The organism is Gallibacterium melopsittaci (assembly GCF_042433085.1).
Taxonomy (GTDB): domain Bacteria; phylum Pseudomonadota; class Gammaproteobacteria; order Enterobacterales; family Pasteurellaceae; genus Gallibacterium; species Gallibacterium melopsittaci.
Genome location: NZ_JBHLWA010000038.1, coordinates 1 through 26,753, shown reverse-complemented (window position 1 = coordinate 26,753; position 26,753 = coordinate 1). Strand labels below are relative to the sequence as shown.

25 protein-coding genes and 1 tRNA gene are annotated in these 26,753 nt (G+C 35.7%); 8 read left to right on the top strand and 18 right to left on the bottom strand.

The window, feature by feature from the left end; all coding sequences use genetic code 11:
• Window positions 1-71 precede the first annotated feature (71 nt).
• On the top strand, window positions 72-344 hold the full coding sequence (locus ACFFHT_RS08550; protein ID WP_382375309.1) for an acylphosphatase: 273 nt from the start codon (window positions 72-74) through the stop codon (window positions 342-344).
• 6 nt (window positions 345-350) lie between these two features.
• Here the strand turns inward: ACFFHT_RS08550 and ACFFHT_RS08545 are convergent, their stop codons facing one another.
• The 6 genes from ACFFHT_RS08545 to ACFFHT_RS08520 form a co-directional block, all read right to left on the bottom strand.
• A complete protein-coding gene (locus ACFFHT_RS08545) occupies window positions 351-1,187 on the bottom strand; it encodes a metal ABC transporter permease (protein ID WP_382375307.1) in 837 nt (278 codons plus the stop codon).
• 8 nt (window positions 1,188-1,195) lie between these two features.
• The gene (locus tag ACFFHT_RS08540) at window positions 1,196-2,044 is read right to left on the bottom strand and encodes a metal ABC transporter permease (RefSeq protein WP_382375305.1); all 849 of its coding nucleotides are present in this window, start codon (window positions 2,042-2,044) and stop codon (window positions 1,196-1,198) included.
• Between the two features lies 1 nt (window position 2,045).
• Entirely contained in the window at window positions 2,046-2,924 is an 879-nt protein-coding gene (locus ACFFHT_RS08535; RefSeq protein ID WP_382375303.1) for an ATP-binding cassette domain-containing protein, read from the bottom strand.
• On the bottom strand, window positions 2,924-3,808 hold the full coding sequence (locus ACFFHT_RS08530) for a metal ABC transporter substrate-binding protein (RefSeq protein ID WP_382375301.1): 885 nt from the start codon (window positions 3,806-3,808) through the stop codon (window positions 2,924-2,926). The genes ACFFHT_RS08535 and ACFFHT_RS08530 overlap by 1 nt, the downstream gene beginning before the upstream one ends.
• 84 nt (window positions 3,809-3,892) lie before the next feature.
• Window positions 3,893-4,228 (bottom strand): TusE/DsrC/DsvC family sulfur relay protein, encoded by a 336-nt coding sequence (locus ACFFHT_RS08525; RefSeq protein WP_382375299.1) that lies wholly within the window; start codon window positions 4,226-4,228, stop codon window positions 3,893-3,895.
• 135 nt (window positions 4,229-4,363) lie between these two features.
• Window positions 4,364-5,026 (bottom strand): Bax inhibitor-1 family protein, encoded by a 663-nt coding sequence (locus ACFFHT_RS08520; protein ID WP_382375297.1) that lies wholly within the window; start codon window positions 5,024-5,026, stop codon window positions 4,364-4,366.
• A gap of 211 nt (window positions 5,027-5,237) precedes the next feature.
• Between ACFFHT_RS08520 and ACFFHT_RS08515 the strand changes: the two genes are divergently transcribed.
• A tRNA-Ser gene (locus ACFFHT_RS08515) sits at window positions 5,238-5,327 on the top strand.
• Between the two features lie 7 nt (window positions 5,328-5,334).
• Here ACFFHT_RS08515 and ACFFHT_RS08510 read toward each other — a convergent pair.
• Entirely contained in the window at window positions 5,335-5,895 is a 561-nt protein-coding gene (locus tag ACFFHT_RS08510) for a TorD/DmsD family molecular chaperone (RefSeq protein WP_382375295.1), read from the bottom strand.
• A gap of 98 nt (window positions 5,896-5,993) precedes the next feature.
• On the opposite strand from ACFFHT_RS08510, the gene nfo reads away from it, so the two are divergent.
• Together nfo and ACFFHT_RS08500 are read left to right on the top strand one after the other, a co-directional pair.
• Window positions 5,994-6,839, top strand: coding sequence for a deoxyribonuclease IV (gene nfo, locus ACFFHT_RS08505; RefSeq protein ID WP_382375293.1), 846 nt, complete (start codon window positions 5,994-5,996; stop codon window positions 6,837-6,839).
• Between the two features lie 145 nt (window positions 6,840-6,984).
• Entirely contained in the window at window positions 6,985-7,491 is a 507-nt protein-coding gene (locus ACFFHT_RS08500; RefSeq protein WP_382375291.1) for an NlpC/P60 family protein, read from the top strand.
• Window positions 7,492-7,844: 353 nt separating this feature from the next.
• Here the strand turns inward: ACFFHT_RS08500 and brnQ are convergent, their stop codons facing one another.
• The 8 genes from brnQ to ACFFHT_RS08460 all read right to left on the bottom strand — a co-directional run bounded on the left by brnQ (window position 7,845) and on the right by ACFFHT_RS08460 (window position 18,827).
• Window positions 7,845-9,155: a branched-chain amino acid transport system II carrier protein gene (gene brnQ / locus ACFFHT_RS08495; protein ID WP_382375289.1), complete on the bottom strand. Its 1,311-nt coding sequence runs from the start codon at window positions 9,153-9,155 to the stop codon at window positions 7,845-7,847.
• A gap of 321 nt (window positions 9,156-9,476) precedes the next feature.
• Complete coding sequence (locus tag ACFFHT_RS08490) at window positions 9,477-11,279, bottom strand: AMP-dependent synthetase/ligase (RefSeq protein WP_382375287.1); 1,803 nt, start codon at window positions 11,277-11,279, stop codon at window positions 9,477-9,479.
• Window positions 11,280-11,427: 148 nt separating this feature from the next.
• Complete coding sequence (oppF, locus tag ACFFHT_RS08485) at window positions 11,428-12,405, bottom strand: murein tripeptide/oligopeptide ABC transporter ATP binding protein OppF (RefSeq protein ID WP_382375285.1); 978 nt, start codon at window positions 12,403-12,405, stop codon at window positions 11,428-11,430.
• Window positions 12,402-13,400, bottom strand: a complete 999-nt coding sequence (locus ACFFHT_RS08480) for an ABC transporter ATP-binding protein (RefSeq protein ID WP_382375283.1) — start codon at window positions 13,398-13,400, stop codon at window positions 12,402-12,404. Before ACFFHT_RS08480 ends, oppF begins: the two co-directional genes overlap by 4 nt.
• Window positions 13,401-13,411: 11 nt before the next feature.
• On the bottom strand, window positions 13,412-14,323 hold the full coding sequence (gene oppC / locus ACFFHT_RS08475) for an oligopeptide ABC transporter permease OppC (RefSeq protein ID WP_382375281.1): 912 nt from the start codon (window positions 14,321-14,323) through the stop codon (window positions 13,412-13,414).
• 14 nt (window positions 14,324-14,337) lie between these two features.
• Window positions 14,338-15,258: an oligopeptide ABC transporter permease OppB gene (gene oppB, locus ACFFHT_RS08470; protein WP_382375279.1), complete on the bottom strand. Its 921-nt coding sequence runs from the start codon at window positions 15,256-15,258 to the stop codon at window positions 14,338-14,340.
• 71 nt (window positions 15,259-15,329) lie between these two features.
• A complete protein-coding gene (locus ACFFHT_RS08465; RefSeq protein ID WP_382375277.1) occupies window positions 15,330-16,970 on the bottom strand; it encodes an ABC transporter substrate-binding protein in 1,641 nt (546 codons plus the stop codon).
• A gap of 219 nt (window positions 16,971-17,189) precedes the next feature.
• The gene (locus tag ACFFHT_RS08460; protein WP_382375275.1) at window positions 17,190-18,827 is read right to left on the bottom strand and encodes an ABC transporter substrate-binding protein; all 1,638 of its coding nucleotides are present in this window, start codon (window positions 18,825-18,827) and stop codon (window positions 17,190-17,192) included.
• A 211-nt stretch (window positions 18,828-19,038) separates the two neighbouring features.
• Here ACFFHT_RS08460 and selD point away from each other — a divergent pair, with 211 nt between their 5' ends.
• Together selD and ACFFHT_RS08450 are read left to right on the top strand one after the other, a co-directional pair.
• The gene (selD, locus tag ACFFHT_RS08455; RefSeq protein WP_382375273.1) at window positions 19,039-20,124 is read left to right on the top strand and encodes a selenide, water dikinase SelD; all 1,086 of its coding nucleotides are present in this window, start codon (window positions 19,039-19,041) and stop codon (window positions 20,122-20,124) included.
• A 263-nt stretch (window positions 20,125-20,387) separates the two neighbouring features.
• Window positions 20,388-22,322, top strand: a complete 1,935-nt coding sequence (locus tag ACFFHT_RS08450) for a PhoX family protein (protein WP_382375271.1) — start codon at window positions 20,388-20,390, stop codon at window positions 22,320-22,322.
• Between the two features lie 90 nt (window positions 22,323-22,412).
• Here ACFFHT_RS08450 and thrS read toward each other — a convergent pair whose 3' ends face one another.
• Window positions 22,413-24,344: a threonine--tRNA ligase gene (gene thrS, locus ACFFHT_RS08445; RefSeq protein ID WP_382375269.1), complete on the bottom strand. Its 1,932-nt coding sequence runs from the start codon at window positions 24,342-24,344 to the stop codon at window positions 22,413-22,415.
• A 158-nt stretch (window positions 24,345-24,502) separates the two neighbouring features.
• Window positions 24,503-25,159: a GTP cyclohydrolase I FolE gene (gene folE / locus ACFFHT_RS08440; RefSeq protein ID WP_382375267.1), complete on the bottom strand. Its 657-nt coding sequence runs from the start codon at window positions 25,157-25,159 to the stop codon at window positions 24,503-24,505.
• Window positions 25,160-25,241: 82 nt separating this feature from the next.
• On the opposite strand from folE, the gene ACFFHT_RS08435 reads away from it, so the two are divergent.
• Window positions 25,242-25,604 (top strand): MFS transporter, encoded by a 363-nt coding sequence (locus ACFFHT_RS08435; protein WP_382375265.1) that lies wholly within the window; start codon window positions 25,242-25,244, stop codon window positions 25,602-25,604.
• 63 nt (window positions 25,605-25,667) lie between these two features.
• On the opposite strand, the gene ACFFHT_RS08430 is transcribed toward ACFFHT_RS08435, so the two are convergent.
• Entirely contained in the window at window positions 25,668-26,042 is a 375-nt protein-coding gene (locus ACFFHT_RS08430) for a transcriptional regulator (protein WP_382375263.1), read from the bottom strand.
• Window positions 26,043-26,170: 128 nt separating this feature from the next.
• Between ACFFHT_RS08430 and ACFFHT_RS08425 the strand changes: the two genes are divergently transcribed.
• Complete coding sequence (locus ACFFHT_RS08425; RefSeq protein ID WP_382375261.1) at window positions 26,171-26,344, top strand: hypothetical protein; 174 nt, start codon at window positions 26,171-26,173, stop codon at window positions 26,342-26,344.
• The last annotated feature ends 409 nt before the right edge of the window (window positions 26,345-26,753 follow it).

Genomic DNA, 26,753 nt, shown 5'->3' with positions numbered 1-26,753 from the left:
TTTATCTGATTTAAAACGCCATTATCCTATGCTATTTTCTGCAAGATTTAAATAAAAATTTAGGAAATATTATGCAAACACAACAATTTATTATTTATGGACTCGTTCAAGGTGTTGGTTTTCGTTATTTTACTTGGCGAGAAGCTCTTCGATTAGGTATTTGTGGTTGGGTAAAAAATCAAACTGATGGCTCGGTATTAGTTGTTGCTCAGGGTTCCGAACAACAATTAATGCAATTTAAGCAATGGTTACAACAGGGCCCCAAAACAGCGACAGTACAATATGTAGAAACGATTACTGTTGATAGCGATAAACAATATGATAGTTTCAGTATTGCTCACTAATTTCCGCTAATGTTGTAATTTATGAGATCTGAATTTACTAATAACTACAGATAAAATAAAAAGCGAGGCTTGTGTTAATACGATTGTCGCACCCGTTGCACTATCAAGATGATAACTTAATACGATCCCGCCGATAGTTGCTAATAATGCACTGCCAATCGCAATCCATAACATTGCAGCAAAGCGTTTAGTCAGTAAATAAGCGGTAATTCCGGGAGAAATTAGCATTGCAACCACCAAAATTACGCCAACAATTTGCATTGCTAATACGATAGCTAAAGAAAGTAACGCTAACAAACCATAGTGTAATAATGTTGTATTCAAACCAACTACTTTTGCCTGAATCGGATCAAAACAATAAAGTAAAAGATCTCGCCATTTACTATAAATTATCACCAACATTCCGCCACCAAAAGCAAACATTTGCCACATTTGCGTTTTATCAATACCTAAAATATCGCCAAACAAAATATGCGTTAAATGCTGTGAAGTTTCTACTTGGCTAAATAATACTAATCCAAACGCAAACATACCTGAAAATACAATTCCCATAATTGTATCTTCTTTTAATCGTGCATGATTTTTAAGAAAACCAACACTACTTGCACAACATAAACCAGCAATAAATGCCCCAACAACTAATGGCAAATTAAAAATAAAAGCTAATACAATTCCTGGCAATACAGCATGTGAGATCGCATCCCCCATTAATGCCCAACCTTTCAATACTAAATAGCAAGATAATACAGCACAAATAGTTGCGATCATTAATGCAGTAAATAATGAAATTTGCATAAACGAATAAGAAAGTGGTTCAATGAACCAATTAAACAAGGTTTCCATCAGCTTACTCACTTCTTCTTAACTGCATAATAACGTTGGGTAAAAAAGCCATATTTTGGCGAAAATGCAAATACCAATAAGAATAGACAAGTTTGCAAGCTAACAATAATGCCACCTGTCGCTCCATTTAAATAGAAACTGATATAAGCACCAACACCACTTGTTATCACGCCAAATGCAATCGCAATTTTTAACAATTTAGCAAAACGATCTGTTAATAAATACGCTGTTGCACCAGGTGTAACAACCATTGCAATAACTAAAATGGCCCCCACTGTCTGTAAAGCTGCCACAATACAAGCGCTCAGTAATGTGAAAAATAAAACTTTTAAAACCGTCGGATTTAAACCACTAGCCTTAGCCTGAATTTCATCAAAAAAGACTAATAATAGATCTTTCCAAAACAATAACAAAAGAATAAAACTGATACTTAAAATAATAATGACTTGCCAAATATCGCTATCGGCGATGCCTAAAATATTTCCTAAAATGATACTTTCGACATTAATTGCTGTTGGATTTAATGAAATGATAAATAAACCTAAGGCTAAAAAAGTGGTGAAAATAAAGCCAATAATGGCATCTTCTTTAAGTGGAGTGATCGTTTTAATCCACAAAATCGCAACTGCGGCTAATAATCCTGAAAAAAATGCACCCACAGCATAAGGTAATGCTAAAGCATAGGCAATCGCAACACCTGGTACAACAGAATGCGAAAGTGCATCACCAATTAAAGACCAACCTTTTAGCATTAAATAGGCAGACAAAAATGCACAAACTCCACCTATTGCAGCACTTACCCAAATCGCTTTGCACATATATTCATATTGGAATGGTGCTATCAGTAACTCCCACATTTTAATGATCCTTATGATGTTCAACTAAAGTTGCAGGCGGTTCATTTTTTGTTTTACCGTAAAATACGGCCGCTTTTTCATCATCAGTTAAAACGGTTACTGCTCGCTCATCACCATCTTCATGCAATGTTTCACTATGTAATTTGATATGACGCAACACCCCACTAAAGACTTTTTCCAAATTCTCTTGAGTAAAAGTAGAATGGGTTGAACCACTCGCAATCACAGTACGATTAATCATCACGACCTGATCACAAAAATCAGGCACACTTCCCAAATTATGAGTTGAAACTAAAATTAAACAGCTTTCTTCACGTAATTTCTGCAGTAACTCGATAATCGCAATTTCAGTTTGTACATCAACCCCCGTAAAAGGTTCATCCAGTAAGATAATTTTGCTTTGTTGTGCTAATGCTCGAGCTAAAAATACTCGTTTCTTTTGGCCACCAGATAATTCCCCTATTTGTCGATCTTGCAAATGTGAAATATCTACTCGTGCCATCGCTTGTGCAACTGCCTCTTTATCTGCTAATTTTGCCATCCGTAGAAAATTCATATGGGCATATCGTCCCTGCATCACAACGTCATAAACCGAAATCGGAAATTGCCAATCAACCTCTTCACTTTGCGGTACATAAGCGACTAAATGTTGTTTTAATGCCTGTTTCACAGAGATACCACAAAGTTTAATTTCTCCTTGCTGCGGGGTAATTAATCCCATAATACTTTTAAATAAAGTTGATTTACCACTACCATTAACGCCAATCAAACCACAGATTGTTCCACCTGACAGCTGAAATGACATATTATGAATTGCAGTATGCCCGTTGTTATAACGTACACTGATATCATCGACCAATAAAGAAGCTGTTCTATCCATTATTGTTCAAACCCTCTCGCAATGGTATCGACCGTTGTCGATAATAATGTTAAATAAGTTGGCACTGGTCCTGCTTGAGTCGATAAGGAATCAACATATAGTACTCCACCATATTTAGCACCCGTTTCTTTAGCCACTTGTTTCGCTGGTTTATCTGAAATCGTACTTTCGCTAAATATTACAGGAATCTGATGCTGCTTTACTTCTTCAATAACATATCGAATTTGTTGCGGTGTACCTTGCTGCTCTGCATTAATCGGCCAAAGATATAGTTCTTTGAATTGATACTCTTTTGCCAGATAACTAAATGCACCTTCACTACTGACTAACCAACGTTTAGCCACAAGAATCTTTGCAAATTGTGATCGAATCTGAGAATCCAATGCGACTAATTTAGCTTGATAACGTGCTGCGTTACGATTATAAGATTCCGCATTATTTGGATCATATTTCACTAATGCCTGACGAATATTTTCCACATAAATCATCACATTTTTTGGTGACATCCAAGCATGCGGATTTGGATTGCCTTTATAAGGTCCTTCATAAATAGAAATTGGCTCAATACCTTGACTCACGACAACATTCGGCACTGTTGCTGGTAATGTTTTAAAAAAACGTTCAAACCACTGTTCCAAATGTAAGCCATTCCACAAAATGAGATCGGCATCTTGTGCTTTAACAATATCTTTTGGTGTAGGTTGGTAATTATGAATTTCTGCACCAGGTTTTGTAATAGATTCAACAATCGCACTATCGCCTGCTACATTTTGTGCAATATCCTGAATAATTGTAAAAGTTGTGATGATTTTAAAAGGTTTGGCTAAACTTAATGTAGAAACACAGAATAGACACAGTATTATCAGATATTTTTTTAATAACATACTCTTTCTCAACAACTAAGCGAATTACCTAAAGTTTAGCCTAATTTTCCTCTTAAATAAATGAGAATAATTCTCAAATTAATCTTATAAACATTTTGCTGGTTTTGGCAATCCTGCCAATTTCGTTGCTTGTTTAGCAGGTCCATCTGGAAATAAGCGTTGCAAATAGCGGCTATTTCCTTTTTCTTCACCCAATTTTTGTGCCATTGCCTTAACTAACATTCTAATTGCTGGTGATGTTTTATATTCTTGATAAAAATCTCGCACAAAATAAATCACTTCCCAATGTGCATCCGTTAAAGTTAATTGTTCTTTTTCAGCAATCACTTTTGCTAATTCTGGAGTCCATTCTGCACTATTTAATAAATAACCTTGTGCATCTACTTCAATTTGTCTTCCATTAAATTCGATATACTGCATAAACACCTCAAATCTTGAATACAGATATTGTACAAAATTCTTTACCGTACAATGGATTTAAATTATCTATCGTTATAATTAATCGATAAAAAAACCGCACCATAATAGATGCGGTTTTTACATTATAAAAACATATTAATCACGACTTGCAGAAAGGATATTAAGCAAGCTGACAAAAATGTTATAAAGTGAAACATAAATGCTGACTGTCGCACGAATATAATTGGTTTCACCACCATGAATAATATTGCTTGTTTCTAATAAAATTGCACCACTTGAGAAGATAATAAATAACGCACTAAGTGCTAAATGTAATGCTGGAATATTTAAGAAGATACTTGCAATCATTCCAACCACTAACACAATAAATAAAGAAAACATCATACCAGAAATAAATGACATATCTTTTTTTGTGGTTAATACATAAGCAGAACAAGCAAAGAAAACTAGTGCTGTTCCTGCTAGTGCTGTTACAACTACATCTCCCAATCCTTGACTAACATATATATTTAAAATCGGTCCTAAGGTATAACCTAAAAAACCTGTAAAGGCGAATGTTGCCAGAATTCCTAATCCACTATTAGCCAATTTATAAGTTAAAAAGAGCAATCCATAAAAACCAACTAACATCACAATCAATCCTGGATAAGGAAGATTGAATGCCATTGATAGATAAGCAGTAAATGCAGAAAATGCGATTGTTAGAGCTAATAAGAAATAGGTGTTACGTAATACACGATTTGTACTCAGAATAGAAGTGGAACTTTCTCGCGTATCAATCACAATTTTTGGTTGCATATATTTAAGTCTCCTAATTAACAAAATAACTCAATAACGGTAATAATTTATCCTAGCGATGTCAACCTTAACACTATTAAAAACGCTAAAAAGTGTAAAAAAACAGCATAAGGTTTAAAAAGTAAGCTATTACTTCAAAATTTCAATTTTTCTATTTACTGAAGAATCAAACTATACTATATTTCTCACCGCTGAAAACAACCTGTTCTGCGGAGGAATGGTCGAGTGGTTGAAGGCACCGGTCTTGAAAACCGGCGAGGATTTACGTCCTCCAAGAGTTCGAATCTCTTTTCCTCCGCCATCTACTTTTATTTTTCTATTTCCTCTTCTAACTCATCTGCCATACCGGCTAATAAATCTCGACAAAGTTGTGCTACGCTACGATAAAATGCTGTCTTTGCATGTGCTTCAATTTGCCCTAAAAAACGTCCCATACAAGGCAAAAGAAAATCTTGAAATAACATCTTCTGAGCTACAGTTGAGCCTGTTTGATCTTCAATCCAAGACGCAGTCAACAATAATAATGCGACATGATCTGCATTTTCTATAGCAGGCATCGCACGTTCTTGGCGAAATTGAATAAAATCTTCTAGTCCAATCCCATAACCAGATAAATGAAAATCCACTGATGCTTGTAAATGTTGATAATCATCTGCTAATTGTTCTATAGTCCAATTTGTCGCTAAATTCTTCATTGCCACTTCACTTTGCTGATCTAGGACTAATGCCCAAACAGAACGCACACCATCTTGTTTTATCCACTGTAACGCTGGTGTTAATACAGAATCCTGAGGTTGACGATAAAAAATATTTCCAAATAATCGACAAATTAAAGAAAAGTTATTAATTTCAATCAGTTGTTCACTCATATATTTTTACTATCTCAATAATAATCAATAAAGTATGAAGAAAGGCGCTAAGTTTACTATAATTCACATTTTTCAATAAGCTGTTTTGTGGAGGAAAAATGAAATTTATCGGTGCTCATGTTAGTGCTTCTGGTGGAATAGAAAACGCTGTTTTACGTGCCGTAGAAATTAATGCCAATGCTTTTGCTCTATTTACAAAAAATCAACGCCAATGGAAAGCACCCGCTTTAAAAGCTGAAACAATTCAAAAATTTAAAGCTTTTTGCAAACAATACAACTTTTCACCAGAACAGATTTTGCCACATGATAGTTATTTAATTAACCTAGGGCATCCAACAACGGAAGGATTAGAAAAATCACGCAATGCATTTATTGATGAAATGCAACGTTGTGATCAACTCGGTCTAAAATTGCTTAATTTTCATCCTGGCAGTCATTTACAACAAATTCCAGAAATAGATTGTTTAAAACGTATCGCAGAGTCAATCAATATTGCACATGAACAAGTTCCAAATGTGATTGCCGTAATTGAGAATACCGCAGGACAAGGTTCCAATTTAGGTTGGCGCTTTGAACATCTTGCCGAAATTATCGCTCACGTTAAAGATAAATCGAGAGTTGGCGTCTGTTTAGATACTTGCCATACCTTTTCTGCTGGTTATGATCTTGCCACATTATCTGCCTGTGAACATACTTTTGAACAGTTTGCGAAAACTGTTGGGTTTGAATATTTACGTGGTATGCATTTAAATGGGTCAAAAACCACGCTTGGTAGCCGTGTTGATCGTCATGACTGCTTACAAGCTGGTACTATTGGTACAGAGGTATTTGCCTTTATTATGCAAGATCAACGTTTTGACAATATCCCATTAATTCTCGAAACTATTAATCCCAATATTTGGAAAGATGAAATTTCTTGGTTACGTTCGTTAGAAAAACGTTAAATTTTTCGCTCAAACTTTGAACGAACTCACAAAAATTATCTTTTGTTGCCGATTTTTATCAAAAATTGCTAGCCATAATTTAGCTTTTTCGGTAGGATGTCGGCACTTGTGTGATTTGTATATTTACCTAATTTATTTTTGAGTCATGTTTTATCGAATTCTTGTACCAGTATGTTTCTTATTTCTCACTGCGTGTAGTAACTTATCTCACACGCAAACAGCTGTTACACAATCAGATAGTGATGATCCAATTGGTGAGCTTATCTTAAAAACAAATGCTACTGAACGTAAGATCATTAATAAAAAATTAAGTAATTTCTATCAAGAATGGGTTGGTGTTCGTTATAAATTTGGTGGTACAGGAAAAAACGGTATTGACTGTTCTGCATTCGTACAAACCGCATTTGCTGAAAAATTTCATATTAGCCTACCTCGTAGCACATCAGAACAAAAATCTTTAGGTCGTCAAGTTCAAAAGAGTCAATTAAAACAAGGTGATTTGGTATTTTTCAGAAGAAATCATCATGTTGGTATCTATTTAGGTGATGATCTCTTTATTCATTCTAGTACCAGTCAAGGTGTTACTATTAGTTCTTTAAATGAAGATTATTGGGCGAGAACTTATACTCAATCTAGACGTGTTTTAGATTAATCTACTGTTATAGTTAAATTTCCTTTAAATGATTCCAGTTAGTTTGCTAATTGGAATTTTTTTATTTATATAACTGTACTATTTACCGTATATTTTCTCATTTCTTATTGTCCCTATTGTCCATATTGTCTCTATTGTCCCTATTGTCCCTATTGTCCCTATTGTCCCTATTGTCCCTATTGTCCCTATTGTCCCTATTGTCCCTATTGTCCCTATTGTCCCTATTGTCCCTATTGTCCCTATTGTCCCTACTTATACTACGAACATCATTTTATCAATTACAACTCTATCTAAATAAAAAATGGCAATAACCTTATTATCGATTATTGCCATATATAAAATATATTTATTAACTATGCTATCGCTTTACTTCGATTAAATTTAGCTAAAACAATTGTTAATAGTAACATTGCTAATGCTGGTAATAACCATGTTAATCCTTCTTGATAGAATGGAAAACGTTGCAAAATTTGCTCAACCGCTGTCGGTAATAAATCCATATTTTTCAAACTATCACATAAACTAAATAACGTTGTTAAAGCAATAGTAGCATTATAGCTTAAACCAATATTAGGTAATTTTTTACGCAATAACTGCAATACAACCAACATAATCGCAACTGGATAAATTAATAATAATGCAGGAATTGTTACTCGTAATAAGGTATCCAATCCAGTTTCTGAGATAATAATCGTGGCAATCGTAAAGACAATGACAAAGAAAGCATAATTTAAACGATGATGGAATTGTGAGAAATAATCTGCACACGCACTTGTTACCCCAACTAATGTTGTCAAATTAGCTAACATCACAATACCACTCATAATCCACACCCCTGGCGTAGAAAATAATGCATTAATATAGCGAGAAAAAATTTGTCCACCATTTGTTGATGTCGCTGCGACCATATCGCCAGTAGCACCTAAATAGAATAAACATAGATATAAACCACTTAATAATATGACAGAGGTTGTCCCTGCAGCTAAGGTATAACGAATAATTGTTTTACTTTCTGTCACTTTATTAACTGCAAATGCCCGAGCTACAATACCTCCAAACGCCATCGCAGAAAGTACATCCATAGTTTGATATCCGCCAATCATTCCTGTAACTAATGCTGAACCTTCAGCATAATTACTTGATGGTGCAACAATCTCTGATAATGGGTTATATACCACACCAATGCCAACAATAATCAATAATACCAATAAAATTGGCGCCATAAACTTACCGATAGTTGAGATCATTGTGCTACGGCCAAGCATAAATCCCATACCAATTAAATTAAAAATAACGGCAAATATGATATGTGAATATTCACCGTTATAGATATTTAAAGGTAACCATGCCATTTCATAAGCTACATTTGTTACACGTGGCATTGCAAAGGTTGATCCAATAATCAAATAGAGTATCGACCAGAAAGTCACTCCGACCCAACGTGGTAAATCTGTTGAAAGTGCCTCACCTCGCCCACGCACAGTTACCACAATTAAAGTAATAAATGGCATAAAAACGCCTGTCAAAATGAAACCAAACGCCGCCCATAACCAACTTGTTCCCGCATGATATCCTTCCATTGGTGGAAAGATAATATTTCCCGCTCCAAGAAACAGTGAAAAAATCATCATGCCTAAAACTAAAATGTCTTTTCTTGCTAACATTATTTTTTTCCTACTGCAAATATTTTCAAAAGCGCAGAGTTTATCTAGATTGAGGGCTAATTAGAAGAAAAAAATGCTACTTTTTGTGTTTTTCTCAGTCAGATTAGATGAAATCTAATATTTTTGCCAAAAATTAGATCCCTTTTATTCAGAAATATGCTTGTTCAATCGCCATTAATGCTTTAACTTGTCGTAATGATTTTGTTTAATGATACAAATTATTGATAAAGAAGTAGTAAAAGAAAAACTATTTCTCCATATAAAAAAACAGCTTCATCACTAAAAATAGCAATGAAGCTGTTTTTTACAAAGATTACTTTTTTATTGATACATTTTTTCGATTAAATGGCGATAACGTTCTAAAATCACCTTACGACGAAGTTTTAGTGTTGGCGTAATTTCGCCTAACTCCGTAGAGAAGGCCTGAGGCAATAAAGTAAACTTCTTAATTTTCTCAAACCCTTGTAACTCTTTTTGTAAGTCATTAATCCGTTTTTCAAACATCTCAAGAATAGCGGTATGTTTAATCAAATCCAAACGATTTTGATATTGAATATTTAGTTTTTTCGCATACTCTTCCAATGTATCAAAACAAGGCACAACTAATGCTGAAACATATTTTCTTGCGTCAGCAATGACCGCAATTTGTTCAATCAACTTATCTTGTAAGAACTTTCCTTCAACTAGCTGTGGTGCAATATATTTTCCAGTCGAAGTTTTCATTAACTCTTTAATTCGATCGGTCATAAATAGATTACCTTGTGCATCAAGATAACCCGCATCACCTGTTTTTAAGAACCCATCTGCGGTAAAACTTTTCGCCGTTTCTTCTGGATTTTTATAATAACCTCGCATCACCCCACCACCTTTGACCAGAATTTCATTTTCTTCGCCAATTTTCACGGTAGTACCTGTCATCACTTGACCAATCGAATTTGAATCAAATCCAAAATCAGGCCAACAAGACACGGTTGCGGTGGTTTCCGTCATGCCATAACCTAATTTGATATTGACCCCAATCATATGGAAAAAACGTCCTATTTGTGGTTCTAATTTAGCACCTCCACATGGCATCATACGAATACGTCCACCAAGCAAATTACGTAATTTATTAAATACCAAACGCTCTGCGACATTATGTAGCGGTTGTAACCAAATAGGTAATGACTGTTGTTGCTGTTTATAATGTAATGCCAACTTACCAATACGTAGTGCACTATTAAAAATTTGACGACGCAACCAAGGTGCTTGTTTTACTTTATCATATACCGCAGCATAAATTTTTTCATAAAAACGTGGCACCGCACACATTAAGGTTGGTTTGACAGCGACTAACGCTTGTTTGATTTGTTGTGGATCTGATAAATAAACATTTACCGCACCTTGTGATAACACATACGCTACCCAAGCACGTTCAAAAATATGTGATAACGGTAAAAATGATAAAGAAACATCTTTCTCATCAATTTGCATTAATGTTTGTTTATGAGTAACTAATTGATGAGCTAGATTATGATAATCTAGCATTACCCCTTTTGGCTCACCTGTTGTTCCAGAGGTATAAATTAGCGTAAACAGATCTTCCATTGATTTTGTCGCTAAACGTTGTTGTAACTCGGTTTGCCACTCATTTCCAGCAGAAGAGACAAAAGTTTGCCAATCTACCCCTATATCTGCTCCACGCAAATCTAATGGCTGCATCGCGACAATTTTTTCTAGATGAGGGCACTTAGGCACAATCGATAATGCCACATCATACTCTTTCTGATTCCCAACAAATAACACCTTCATATCAGAGTGATTCACAATATATTCTGTTTGGTAAGCATTATTCGTTGCAAAAATTGGAACGGTTACACCACGAATCTGTAACACCGCAAAATCCGCAATCGTCCATTCAGGCATATTTTGTGCAAAAATACCGACTTTATCTTGGACCTGTACACCAAGTGCTAACAATGCTAAAGAGATTTGTTCGCTTTGTTGGCGAAAAGCTCTCCAAGAAATATCATGTAATTTATGGTGTTCATCAAAATAACGTAGTGCGGTTTGTGAGGCTAGTCGTTCACTTTGTTGGTAAATTGTATCAACGAAATGAACTAATGATTCAGAATGGTATAGCATTGTTAATGCGTTTCCTTATTTATTTTCAGCTAACATCTGTGCGCAAATATACCATTCTTATTTGAAAAATCCAGTGCTTTTCTGTCTTAAAAAAGCAATCGCCCATTGAATTATCAATGGGCGATCTATTTTGTGATTTAGCTCACATTTATACCTTGAAACAAGCCACTAAATGTTGACCATCACCAACCAATTTTGGTTTAGTTAACGTACATTCTGTATCAGCTAATAAGCATCTCGTACGAAAAACACAACCTGATGGCGGATTAATTGGTGAAGGTAAATCACCTTCCAATAACTGAATCTTCTTACCTTTTTCTAAGTCAGGATCGGGAATAGGCACTGCCGACATCAAGGCTTTGGTGTATGGATGTTTTGTTTCATGATACACCTTATCGTAAGTTCCTAATTCCACTGCATTACCCAAATACATGACTAATACACGATCAGAAATATGTTTTACTACTGCTAAATCATGGGCAATAAAAATCAATGATACGCCCATCTCTTTCTGCAATGATTTTAATAAATTTACGACCTGTGCTTGAATAGATACATCAAGTGCGGATACAGGTTCATCGCAAATAATTAATTTCGGCTCAACAATTAATGCTCTAGCAATTCCAATACGCTGACATTGTCCACCTGAAAACTCATGTGGATAACGATTAATTAAGTTAGGTAACAATCCTACTTTTAACATCATTGCTTGCACACGCTCTTTTACTTCCTCTGCCGATAATTCAGGGAAATAAATTTTCAACGGTTCGGCAATAATATTACCAATCGTCATTCGAGGGTTTAAAGAAGCCAACGGATCTTGGAAAATCATCTGAATATCTTTACGGGTACTGTGCCATTCTTTATCTGATTGACTACTTAAATTTTTCCCTAACCATAAGATATTTCCCTCGGCAGATTTTACTAAACCAATTATCGCTCGAGCTAAAGTTGATTTACCACAACCTGACTCACCTACGACACCAAGCGTTTCACCTTCATATAATTTAAATGACACATGATTAACGGCTTTTAAAGTTTGCTTCTTTTTAAAGAATAGACCTTCATTACCTTGTACTGCAAAATGCACACTAAGATCATCCACTTCTAATAATAATTTTTTCATTCTACTTTCCCTCTTAGTATCATTTCTTCAGCACTAATAAAGCACGCACGTAAACGATGATTATCAAAACGAGTTAACGCAGGTGTTTCCAAACACTGTTCAGTAGCAAACTTACAACGAGGCTGGAATGGACAACCTGTCGGCAGATGTAATAAGTTTGGTGGATTACCTGGAATCGTAATTAATTGTTCCTCTTCTGTATCTAAACGAGGAACAGCATTAATTAATCCTATTGAATAAGGATGTGTTGGCTTATAAAAAATCTCTTTCGCAGAACCATACTCCATCGTACGCCCAGCATACATCACTAATACCTGATCACAACTTCCTGCAACTACCCCTAAATCGTGAGTAATCATAATAATAGCGGTATTAAATTCCTGTTTAAGGTCATTTAATAACGCCATAATTTGTGCCTGTACCGTCACATCTAACGCCGTTGTAGGTTCATCAGCAATTAATAATTTAGGACGACATAATAATGCCATCGCAATCATGACACGTTGCCGCATTCCACCAGAAAACTCATGTGGATACATATTCATCCGTTTGCGAGCTTCAGGCATCTTCACGGCATCTAGCATTTTTACTGATTCTTCAAATGCCTGTTTCCGATCATAACCTTTATGTAAGATCAGTACTTCCATTAACTGTTCACCAATCTTCATATACGGATTTAATGAGGTCATAGGATCTTGGAAAATCATCGCAATTTGTTCTGCTCGCAAGCGATTTAATTGTGCTTCAGGTAACCCTAGAATCTCTTCACCATTAAAACGTGCTGATCCTGAAGTTTTGCCGTTATCGGCTAATAACCCCATTAACGCAAAAGCCGTTTGTGATTTACCAGAACCTGATTCCCCCACAATACCGAGTGTTTCACCAGCATTTAATGTAAAAGTTAAATTATTTACTGCGGTCACTTCACCATCAGGTGTTTTAAAAGTAACTCGTAAGTCCTGAACATCAAGGAGAGGTTGTTTTTCGTTTTTCATTTTTTCTCACCTTACCGATCTTTTGGATCAAGTGCATCACGCAAACCATCACCAATAAAGTTAAAACAGAATAGTGTTATGACTAAAAAAATCGCTGGGAAAATTAATAACCAAGGTGCCGCTTCCATTGATTTAGAACCGTCATTTAACAATGCTCCCCAACTACTTAATGGTTCTTGTGTACCTAAGCCTAAGAAACTTAAGAAAGATTCAAACAAAATCATTCCTGGTACTAATAATGATGCATACACCACCACAACACCTAATACGTTCGGTACAATATGCCGCCACACAATTTGACGTGAAGAAACCCCACAAACAATTGCTGCTTCAATAAATTCTTTGCGTTTTAGACTTAAGGTTTGCCCACGCACAATTCTCGCCATATCTAACCAAGACACCATACCAATGGCAACAAAGATCAATAAGATATTCTGTCCAAAGAACGTCACTAATAAAATGACAAAGAACATAAATGGGAAAGAATAGAGAATTTCTAAAATACGCATTAATATCGCATCAGTTTTGCCACCAATATAGCCTGCTGTCGCACCATATAAAGTACCAACAAGTACTGCAATTAATGCCCCTGCAATGCCGACTAATAATGAAATACGACCACCAATCGCTAAGCGAACTAATAAATCGCGTCCTGACGAATCTGTACCAAAGTAATGCATTGATTCAAAATCAGGTGGATTGGTCATCATTGCCCAATCAGTGTCATCGTAACTAAATGGCATTAGCATTGGTGCAAATATTACAAATAACACAATAAAAAAGAGAATAATAAGACTAGCTACGGCTGCTTTATTACGGAAAAAACGGCGTCTAGCATCTTGCCATAGGCTACGTCCATCAACGGTTTCTAATTGTTCGCCCAATTTTTGCATTAGGGCTTGATTTTCTTTAGGTTTTAACATCTTGTTCCTCACCCTTAATAGCGAATTTTTGGATCAATCACCGCATATAAAATATCGACAATCGCATTGAATACGATCGTTAATGTTCCCACTAAAATCGTTAAACTTAATACCAATGAATAATCTCGATTCAATGCACCATTCACAAATAGTTGTCCAATGCCTGGTAAGACAAAAATACTCTCAATGACCATTGAACCAGTAATAATCCCTACAAAAGCAGGCCCCATATAGGAAATCACAGGCAATAATGCTGGACGCAAAGCGTGTTTCAAGACAATACGGCGCATTGGTAAGCCTTTAGCTTTTGCAGTACGAATAAAATTAGAATGTAATACTTCGATCATCGAACTACGCATAATACGAGCAATACTCGCAATATAAGAAAGCGATAAGGCAACCATTGGCATTAACATATACATAAATTGTCCATTATTCCAACCGCCAGATGGCAACCACTTCAAAATAATAGAAAAAATTAGCACCAATAAAGGAGCTACGACGAAACTTGGTACAACAACTCCCGTCATTGCAAACGTCATTATCAGATAATCAAGCCATTTATTTTGTTTTAAGGCCGCAATTACTCCAGCAGAAATACCAAAAAATAATGCTAATAAAAATGCAGAAAAACCAAGTTTTAAAGAAACAGGAAAAGAATCCGCCACTAATTGATTTACCGTGTAATCTTTATATTTAAATGATGGACCAAAATCACCATGAGCAAGATCCTTCAAATAAATCCCATATTGGACTAATAAAGGCTCATTCAAATGATATTTTGCCTCAATATTCGCAATCACTTCTGGTGGATAATTTTTTTCACTTGAAAATGGACTGCCTGGAGCAAGTCGCATCATAAAAAATGAAACCGTGATTAAAATAAATAATGTTGGGATCGCCTCTAAAATACGGCGAAAAATTAATTTAAGCATATACACATCCCACAAAATTTGGCAAAAAGACCCAATCCATAAAAATATGGATTGGGTTAATAAAGGAAAAATTAATGTTTAATAATATAGACGTCTTTTAAGTAATAATTTTGACCTGGATGTGCTGCTGCGAAGCCTTTCACCCAAGGTTTAATTAAGCGAGGTTGTACATAATGATAGACAGGCACCATTGCTGTATCTTGCTCTAATTGTGCTTCTGCTTTTGCATAAACTTCCGCACGCTCTGCATCAGTTTGAGCTTTAAATGCTGACGCAATTAAATCATCATACGCTTTACTCTTATAGAACGCTGTATTATTTGCACTATTTGATAAATAGTAATTTAAGAAGGTACTTGCTTCATTATAATCGGCACACCAACCAGCTCTTGCCATTTGGAAATTACCTTGATGGCGAGAATCTAGATAAGTTTTCCACTCTTGGTTCTCAAGATTGATATTGACAATACCTTGTAGATTCTTTTTCCAGATAGACTGTGCCGCAATCGCCAATTTTTTATGGTTATCAGAGGTGTTATATAACAAATTAAAAGTTAATGGTTTTGATTTGTCATAACCAGCTTCTTTTAACAATTTAATCGCTTCTTCATTACGTTTATTTTGATCCCAGTTTGCCCATTCTGGATTTTTCATCTTCTCTGCACCATTAATAAATGGCGGAGTAAAAATATAAGCAGGAGTTTGACCTTGTTGTAAGATCTTATCGGTAATAATATTACGATCTAATGCTAAAGAAAGTGCACGACGAACTTTTTCATTATCAAACGGTGCTTTTGCGGTATTTACTTCATATAAATATGTACAAAGTAATGGCGAGATATGTAATTCTTGTGGTAACTCTTTCTTCACTTTGGCAAATAATTCGATTGGAATTTCTTTACCTGTCATATCTTCATCACCAGCACGATAACGTGCAATATCTGTTGCTGAAGATTCAATTGGTAATAATGTTACTTTATTTAATACAGTTTTCGCATTATCCCAATAGTATGGGTTACGTTCTAATACGGCTTTTTCATTGACTACCATTGATTTTAAAACAAACGCACCATTTCCTACGATATTTTCTGGTGCAGTCCATTTATCCCCAAACTTTTCTACCACTTTTGGATTCACTGGTGATAACACATAATGTTCAACCAATTTATCAACATAAGGTACAGCTTCAGTTAAATGTAAAACTAAAGTATGATCATCTGTCGCTTTTACCCCTAACTCTGTTACTGGTGCTTTACCAGCAATAACTTTATCTGCATTTTCTAATTTCAAAAAGTCTAAGAAACTCGCATAAGGAGAAGCTGTTTTTGGATCAGATAAACGTTGCCACGCATATACAAAATCGCCAGCAACAACAGGATCACCATTTGACCATTTTGCTTCAGGACGAAGATGGAATGTCCACGTTTTAAAATCTTCACTATGTTCCCACGACGTTGCCACACCTGGAAGAATATGACCTTTTTCATCTGACGTTACTAAGGTTTCAAATAATTGATGTGCATAGTTTCCTTCCACATCGCCTTCCATTTTTTGCGGATCTAATGTTGCTGGATTTGCACTAATATTCCAGACGAGTTCTTGTTTATCCGCTAATTGTGTTCCTGCTGGCACATTCGCTGCCATAGCACCAGTTGCAGCAACACCTAAACTCATTGCCACAACTAGCAAAGATTTTTTAAATGGTCTTTGCATGCTTCACTCCTAAAAAAATAATAATTTCTTCTACCCAAATGTAGAATTGCCCTAATTAATAAATTAAATCTCACAGTTTGTAAATAAGATGACTAAATTTTCCAAATTATTTAGTGATTACTGCTTACATTTTAATCTTTAATTAGTTTTTTATATTACAAATCTAAAATCTTACCAACAATAATAATGATGGGCATAATGCCCATCAATAACTCAAAATTAGTGTTGAATAATATACACATCTTTTAAGTAATAGTTTTTGGCAGGATGATTAGCTGCAAAACCTTTTACCCAAGGCTTAACTAAGCGAGGTTGGACATAATAATAGACATTAATTACTGCACTATCTTTCACTAAAATCTGTTCTGCTTTTGCATAAATCTCTGCTCGCTCCTCATCCGTTTTTGCTCTGAAAGAAGATGCAATTAAATCGTCGTACTCCTTATTCTTATAAAAAGCACGGTTGTTAGCACTATTGGACAAGAAGTAATTTAAGAATGTTGTTGCTTCATTATAATCGGCACACCAACCTGCTCTTGCCATTTGAGAGTTACCTTGGCGGCGTGTGTCAAGGTAGGTTTTCCACTCTTGATTATCTAATGCCACATCTACAACACCTTGTAGATTTTTCTTCCAGATAGATTGTGCCGCAATCGCCAATTTTTTGTGATTATCTGATGTGTTATATAACAGTTTAAAACTGAGTGGTTTAGATTTATCGTATCCCGCTTCTTTTAATAATTTAAGTGCTTCTTGATTACGTTTCTTTTGATCCCAGCTTGCCCATTCTGGATTTTTCATTTTTTCTGCACCATTAATAAATGGTGGGGTAAACAAATAAGCTGGTGTTTGACCTTGCTGTAAGATCTTATCAGTCATAATCGTACGATCTAATGCAAGAGAAAGTGCTTTACGTACCTTAACATCATTAAAAGGTGGTTTTACCGTATTCATCTCATAGGTATAAGTACATAGCACAGGTGGAGTATAAATTTCATTTGGTACTTCTTTTTTCAATTTTGCAAAAAGTTCTATTGGTAACTCTTTCCCTGTCACATCTTCATCCCCTGCACGATAACGTGCGACATCTGTTGCCGCTGATTCAATCGGTAATAACGTGACTTTCTCTAAAACAGTTTTCGCATTATCCCAATAATACTGATTACGTTCTAATGTCGCTTTTTCATTCACCACCATTGACACTAACTTAAATGCACCATTTCCTACTAGATTACCTGGTTTCGTCCAAGCATCACCAAACTGTTCAACAACTTTTTTATTTACAGGTGAAAGCACATAATGTTCGACTAATTTATCTACATATGGTACCGCTTCGGTTAAATGTAACACCAATGTATGATCATCTTTAGCTTCGACACCAAGATCTTTCACTTGTGCTTTGCCCTCCAAGACTTTATCCGCATTTTCCAATTTCAAAAAATCCAGGTAACTTGCATAAGGTGAAGCCGTATTTGGATCAGCTAAACGTTGCCAAGCATAAACAAAGTCTGCTGCCGTGACAGGTTCACCATTTGACCATTTTGCATCAGGACGTAAATTAAAGGTCCATGTTTTAAAATCATCACTATGTTCCCAAGATGTTGCTGCTCCAGGTAAAATATGCCCTTTTTCATCTGAGGTCACCAGCGTTTCAAATAATTGTCGTGCAAAATATCCTTCCACATCTCCCTCCATTTTTTGCGGATCTAATGTGGCTGGATTGGCACTCACATTCCAAACTAACTCTTGCTTCTGTGCAAGTTTAGTTCCCGCTGGAACATTGGCTGCAGTTGCTATATTTGCCATTGTAAAACCAACAACAACAGCAAGTAATGATTTCTTAAATAAGGTTTGCATAACCTTTTCTCCTTCAGTCAATAGTTCTTCTACCCAGATGTAGAATTGTTTCAATTAATAACTAAAATTTAACATTTTGTAAATAAAACAAATCCTCAATTTAGTGTATTTTTTAATCTTTATTTTAAAAGTGTGATCAAAATTGTTTTTTACTCAAGTTAAAGTGTTAAGCTATAGAGGAAATTTTTAAGCTAAAATGGAGTGAATGCTTATGACAAATCACGCAAATAGCAATATTGATTTTGAAAATACGGTTGCCGATGTAATTCGCTTAACCCAATACAGCCATGGGGCTGGTTGTGGTTGTAAAATCTCACCTAAAGTGCTTGAAAGCATCTTACATACTGAAATTGAAAAATTTATTGACCCTCATCTTCTCGTTGGTAATGAAAGTAAAGACGATGCCGCTGTTTATGATATTGGCAATGGTATGGGGATTATTAGCACTACCGATTTCTTTATGCCAATTGTTGATGACCCTTTTACTTTCGGACGAATTGCTGCAACCAATGCGATTAGTGACATTTTTGCGATGGGCGGTAAACCAATTATGGCAATCGCAATCTTAGGATTCCCAATCAAACTTCTCCCACCTGAAATTGCAAGACGAATTGTTGAAGGTGGTCGTCAAGCCTGTAAAGAAGCTGGAATTGCACTTGCTGGAGGACATTCTATTGATTCTCCTGAACCTATTTTTGGACTTGCAGTAACGGGAATTATTCCAATTGAGAAAGTTAAAAAGAACAATTCAGCACAAGCTGGTTGTGAACTATTTCTTACCAAACCTCTCGGAATTGGTGTATTAACTACTGCTGAGAAAAAAGGCAAACTCAAAGCAGAACATCAAGGTCTAGCTGCGAAAGTAATGTGCCAAATGAACAAAATTGGTGCAAAATTCTCTGAACTTGATGGCGTTACCGCAATGACAGATATCACTGGCTTTGGTTTATTAGGACATCTGATTGAAATGTGCGAAGGTTCAAATGTTGCTGCAGAAGTTAATTCTTCCCAAATTAAGACGCTAGATGGAGTTTATGATTATATTGAAAAAAGTTGTATTCCTGGTGGTACAGAACGTAACTTCGATAGCTATGGTCATAAAGTTAGTGAATTAACGGCTCAACAAAAAGCGATCCTTTGTGATCCACAAACTTCTGGTGGTTTACTGGTTGCCGTTACTCCTGAAAGTAAAACTGAATTATTTGAACTTGCTAAACAAGCAGAAATCGAACTGATTCCTGTTGGACGTTTAATCGAAAAAACCGCAGAACAAACTATCCTAGTTACAGTAAAATAAGGTCAAAAAACCACGCAACTAGCGTGGTTTAAACTTTCTAATAGACCTACTAATAAAACTATTCAACTCTGTGAAATAATATATAACATATTGATATTATTAATTTAAATATCATTCTTTTTCATTTTATGGAAAAGAAAAAGATTAATGATTACTCTATTTCTTCCCTCTCATTTTACATTTTGATTAGTCATCAATTTGTCATATTTCATCGTTATACTTCTCCGCGCAAACAACTTCTACTCTATTATAAGGAGAATTTTATGACTCGCTCATTACAAGAAAATGTGAATGTAAATCCCTCGAACAATCCTACTATTTCTGATGTTTTAGATGTCCGTTTATCCCGTCGTAAAGTACTAAAAATGAGTGGTATTGCTAGTGCAATCGCTTTATTACCTTCTGCTTTTATTTCACCTGATCTTTTTGCTTCCCCATTATCCACTGCACGAAAAATGAATGCTCTAAATTTCACATCTGTTCCTTTTTCAACCGCTGACAAGGTTGTTGTTCCCGAAGGATACCGTGCAACACCATTCTATTTATGGGGTGATCCAGTTGGCATCGAGGGAAATAGTCCTGCTTTTAAAATAGATGCATCTAATACCGCAGCAGAACAAGCTGTTCAAGCTGGAATGAATCACGATGGTATGGCTTATTTCCCATTAGAAAATGGAAATGAACATGGCCTATTAGTAATGAATCATGAATATGTTGATAATGGTTTGCTCTTCCCTGATGGTGATAAAACCTGGAATGCGGAAAAAGTTAAAAAATCACAAAATGCAATGGGCATCTCCATTATTGAGGTGAAAAAGCAGAATGGCGAATGGGAAGTTGTTCGTCCATCAAAATATGCTCGCCGCATTACGCCGCATACTCCAATGCAACTAACTGGTCCTGCTCGTGGTAATAAATTAATGCAAACTGCAGCTGATCCTAAAGGAGAAATCGTATTAGGTACTATGCAGAATTGTGCAAATGGTGAAACTCCTTGGGGAACATATCTTACCTGTGAAGAAAATTGGAGTGATATTTTTGTCCGTGAAAGTGGTGAGTTCACAGCGTTAGATAAACGCTATGGCATTATGAAAAAAGCAGAAGAAGATAAATATCGCTGGAATGAATTTGATGATCGCTTTAATACGGATAAAACACCAAATGAACCTCACCGTTTTGGTTGGGTAGTCGAAATTGATCCATTTAATCCAAATTCTACACCAGTGAAACATACAGCACTTGGACGTTTTAAACACGAAGGAGCAATGTTAACGTTAAGTGAAGATGGACATGCAGTCGTCTATATGGGAGATGATCAACGGTTTGAATATATTTATAAATTTGTATCCAAAGATACATATAAGCCAGATGATCGTATTCACAATATGCACTTATTAAGCGATGGTACTTTATATGTTGCTCGTTTTAACGATGATGGTTCAGGAGAATGGCTACCTCTTATTTTTGGACAAAATGGATTAACTGCAGACAATGGTTTTGAAAACCAAGGTGATCTCTTAGTAAAAACTCGCTTAGCTGCGGATAAAGTTGGAGCAACTAAGATGGATCGTCCAGAATGGATTGCAGCCGATCCTTATACTAAAGGTAGCGTATATTGTACGTTAACGAATAATTCTCAACGAGGTACTGCTGGAAAAGCGGGCACAGACAAAGCTAATCCTCGTGAAAAAAATGTTTTTGGTCATATTATTCGTTGGCAAGAAGCTGATGGTAAAGGTACAGCAGAGAAATTTAGTTGGGATATTTTTGCCTTAGCTGGTAACAACCAAAAAGGTCAAGGGAATATCAAAGGTAATGCTTTTGGTAGTCCAGACGGATTACGTTTTGCACCAAATGGCGTGTTATGGGTACAAACTGATGTATCTTCTAGTACTATTAATAAGAAAGAATACGATGGTATGGGCAACAACCAAATGTTAGCAGTCATCCCTGAAGATGGGCATTTTAAACGCTTCCTTACTGGACCTAATGGATGTGAAATTACTGGTATTGCTTTTACCCCTGATAACAAAACTATGTTTATTAATATTCAACATCCTGGAGAACCTGATTCTGGCGTTACCGATCCAAATCAAGTGACCGCTATTTCTACTTGGCCAGATGCGTCAGGTCAATCTCGCCCTCGTTCTGGTACGATTGTCATTCAAAAGGATGATGGCGGAATGATTGGATCATAATAAAAGTCTAATTTATTGATAATTTATCCAATAACAAAAAACCACGCTACTCGTAGCGTGGTTTATATCTAAGATAAGCAAAGAAATTTCCTATTCTTCACCAAGTAATTTTAATTCACGTCCTCTTACTTGTTTCTTCAAGATCTCAGTAAACTCTTCAAGAGTGAATGAACCTAAGTCCTGACCTTTACGTGTACGTACCGCAATCTTACCTTCGGCAATTTCCTTATCACCGCAGACTAACATATAAGGTACACGTTTTAAGGTATGTTCACGGATCTTAAAGCCGATTTTCTCATTGCGTAAATCAGATTTCACGCGTAAACCTGCATCAGAAAGGGTTTTCACTACTTTTTGCACATATTCCGCTTGTGTATCGGTAATATTCATTACCACAGCTTGAGTTGGTGCTAACCATGCTGGGAAGAAACCTGCATACTCTTCTGTAATGATACCGATAAAACGTTCGATTGACCCTAAAATTGCACGGTGAATCATAACTGGTGTTTTACGTTCATTATCTTCCGCTACATAAGAAGCATTTAATCGACCTGGTAATGCAAAGTCTAATTGAATCGTACCGCATTGCCATTCACGACCAATGCTATCACGCAACGCAAACTCAAGTTTCGGTCCATAGAATGCTCCTTCACCCGGTTGTACTTCATATGCTAAACCGTTATGTTCTAATGCTTTGGCTAAGTCTGCTTCGGCACGATCCCACATCTCATCAGAACCAATACGGCTTTCTGGTCGAGTCGAAAGTTTGACATAAATATCGGTAAAACCAAAGGTGCTATAAATGTCATATACCATCTTAATACAAGAGGTTACTTCACTTTCAATTTGATCTTCAGTACAGAAAATATGGGCATCGTCTTGTGTAAAGCCACGCACACGCATTAAGCCGTGTAAAGAACCTGATGGCTCATTACGATGACAAGAACCAAATTCTGCCATTCTTAATGGTAAATCACGATAAGATTTAAGTCCTTGATTAAAGATTTGCACGTGTCCAGGACAGTTCATTGGCTTAATTGCATATTCACGATTTTCTGATGATGTCGTGAACATTAAATCACCATAGTTTTGCCAGTGACCAGTTCTTTCCCAAAGCACTCGATCCATCATAAATGGACCTTTTACTTCTTGGTAATCATACTCTTTTAATTTAGTACGTACGAAAGTTTCTAGCTCACGGAAAATTGTCCAACCATCATTATGCCAGAATACCATTCCAGGTGCTTCTTCTTGCATATGGTAGAGATCTAATGCTTTACCAATTTTACGGTGATCACGTTTTGCTGCTTCTTCAAGACGTTTTAAATAATCCGCCAGTTGTTTCTTATCCGCCCAAGCGGTTCCATAAATACGTTGCAACATTTTATTGTTGCTATCGCCACGCCAGTAAGCACCAGCCACTTTTTGTAATTTGAAATGATGACAAAAACGCATATTTGGTACGTGTGGACCACGACACATATCAATATATTCTTGGTGGTGATAAAGCGCTGGTGTTGCTGTTTTTTCAATATTCTCATCCAAAATAGCCATTTTGTATGGCTCACCACGCTGGGTAAACACATCATATGCTTTCTGCCAAGAAACGGGTTCTTTTACTACATCATAATTGGTTTTTGCTAACTCAAGCATTCTTTTTTCGATTTTTTCTAAATCTTCTGTCGTTAGCGATTGATCTAAATCGATATCGTAATAAAAGCCGTTTTCAATCGTTGGTCCAATCGCCATTTTAGCGTTTGGATAAAGTTGTTTTAACGCATGACCAAGTAAGTGGGCACAAGAGTGACGAATAATTTCTAAACCATCCTCATCTTTTGCTGTGATAATTTCTAATTGAGCATCTTCGCTAATGACATCACATGCATCTTTACGTACACCATTTACACGTCCAGCGATACACGCCTTAGCTAAACCAGCACCAATACTTTGAGCAACTTCTAAAACAGTTACGGGTTGATCAAAATGGCGTTGAGAGCCGTCAGGTAAAGTAATAATTGGCATAATAAAATCCTTACAGTGGTTACCTATACGAGGGGTAACTTGTGATTAAAAGAAAACATTCTTGAATTTTGCAAAATAAAACACCCACAATATGTTCCATTGCGAGCGAAAGTATAGTACAGAATCCAGTAAAGATGAATAAAATTTGAAAAATTAAACTATTTTGATATGAGTGCAAGGAATTCTTGTTTTCTCTCTCGATCTTGTTGGAAAACCCCACCATACGCCGATGTCACTGTAAAACTATTCGCATCTCGTACACCTCGACATTTCACACAAAAATGCGTTGCTCGTACATAAACAGCCACATCTTCCGTTTCCAACAATGTTTGAAAGGCAACTAAAATTTGTTCAGTTAAACGTTCTTGTACTTGTGGACGTTGTGCTAAAAAATCGACTACACGATTAATTTTCGACAATCCAATTACCCAATCTTTAGGATAATAAGCAACGGACACTTTTCCTGCAAAAGTAACGAAATGATGCTCACAAGTACTGGTTAAATTAATATCATTGACCAGCACCATTTCACTCACATTCATTCGATTTTCAATTAGAGTAATCTTAGGGAAATTATGGTAATCCAGACCACTAAAAATTTCGTCTAGATACATTTTTGCTAAACGTTTTGGCGTTTCTTCCAAACTATCATCACGTAAATCTAACCCCAAAATTGTCATCACTTCTCGCATATGTTGTTCAATTTTTTGGCGGCGTTCGTCTTGTGTACCAACTCTTGCTACCATCGGGGTTTCCAATCCTTTTGCTGATAAAGCAGCTCTAACCTGTTGTGCCTCTAGTGAAATTGTATTCATTAATCACTCCTTATTATTCGGCACATATTCTAACAATGCCAATACATTTATGAAAGATTAATTAACTATTCGTTATGTTCTTATGGTATTTACTGCTTGTGCAGCCATCACTATGATTATTTTTATTTTAAGCTCAACCAAATTGTTGTTAGCAATGGCAATAGGCGTAATCTTAGGTTTTCTCATTAATGGCTGTATTAGCGGAATTTATATGTTAAATACCCTTATCTATCCTACTTATATAAGAGGAACAGGCGTAGGATGGGCAGTGGGCATTGGACGTACAGGTGCTATTCTTGCTCCTATCTTAGCTGGTTTGCTATTAGATTTAGGCTGGCAACGGCAGTCCCTCTATATTAGCGTTGCCATTCTCTTAATCTTTACCTGTGTGGTTATTTGGGGATTGCCGAAAACAGAGAAATATCACCATAAAATTTCAAAATAATATTGTAGGAGCGGTTCACTGTACTTTGGGTGTTCTCCTCACTCCTTCTCATTTTACATTTAATCAAACTACATCCTTTTTATTGGTAAAAGAAAGCACCAATTTTACTAAAGCCTCTTTTTGTGAATGGGATAATGGTTTAATGAGCTCAATTAGGGTTTCATCTAAGGTCGATTGGTGCTTAATATCTGTTATTCCATATCTTAACCATTCTGGTTTAATTTCCAACCATTTTGCCAGTGTTTCAATTTTATCCATCGCTGGAATCGCTAAACCATTAAGCCATTTATATACAGCTTGTTGTGTAACAGGCTCATTGGGATGACGCAAGTTAAAACGAGTGGCAATATCACTCGTTTTAATGCCATTAGGATAAGCTATTTCTAAAGCAATCTTTAATCGTTCACTAAATTTTTCTTTTTCTGTAATGATTTTCATAACAAAAAAAATTATGAATGAACCAAAAAGCACTTGTAAACCAATACAGTTTTATATTAAACTAAAATGGTTTTGAAATAAGTATTTTCTTAACAATGTAAGTTTATTTTTATTATTAAGAGGTTATTATGAAATCAAAAATTGGATCATTAATTTTATTTGCAATGATTGGATTAACTGGCTGTGCTGAACTGAGTAATCTTGCTGAAACAGCAAAAGACTCAGCGATATCTCGGGCTAAAATGGAGGCTTCAGCTAAAGCATCTGAAGCGACAGGTAAAATTTTAGGTTCAAAATATTAAATAAATATGGGTAACATTAGATAAGTTAAATATAAATAATCTTATGTTACCTTATCTAATTTGAGTTATTGTATGAAAAAATCATAATGTTTTTTATTCGCTTTCTAGTTATTTACCATAATATAATAATAAAACGATATCTGTAAAATTTATATATACGTTTACTAATGAATATTTTACGGTAACCACTTTATACTAAAGGAAAATACCATTAATACACCATATTTAATTTAAATATTGGCTATAGCTTAAAGACAGAATTTTTACTTACTTTTTTCAAGGAACATATTAAAAACTCACAGTAACCAGCGAGACTGTATAACGTTATTAAGTAATATGGCATAGTAGACAAAATTGTTGCTAATCTGTCAAAAACTATGCCAAGTGGACAAAATTGTGGCTAATATTT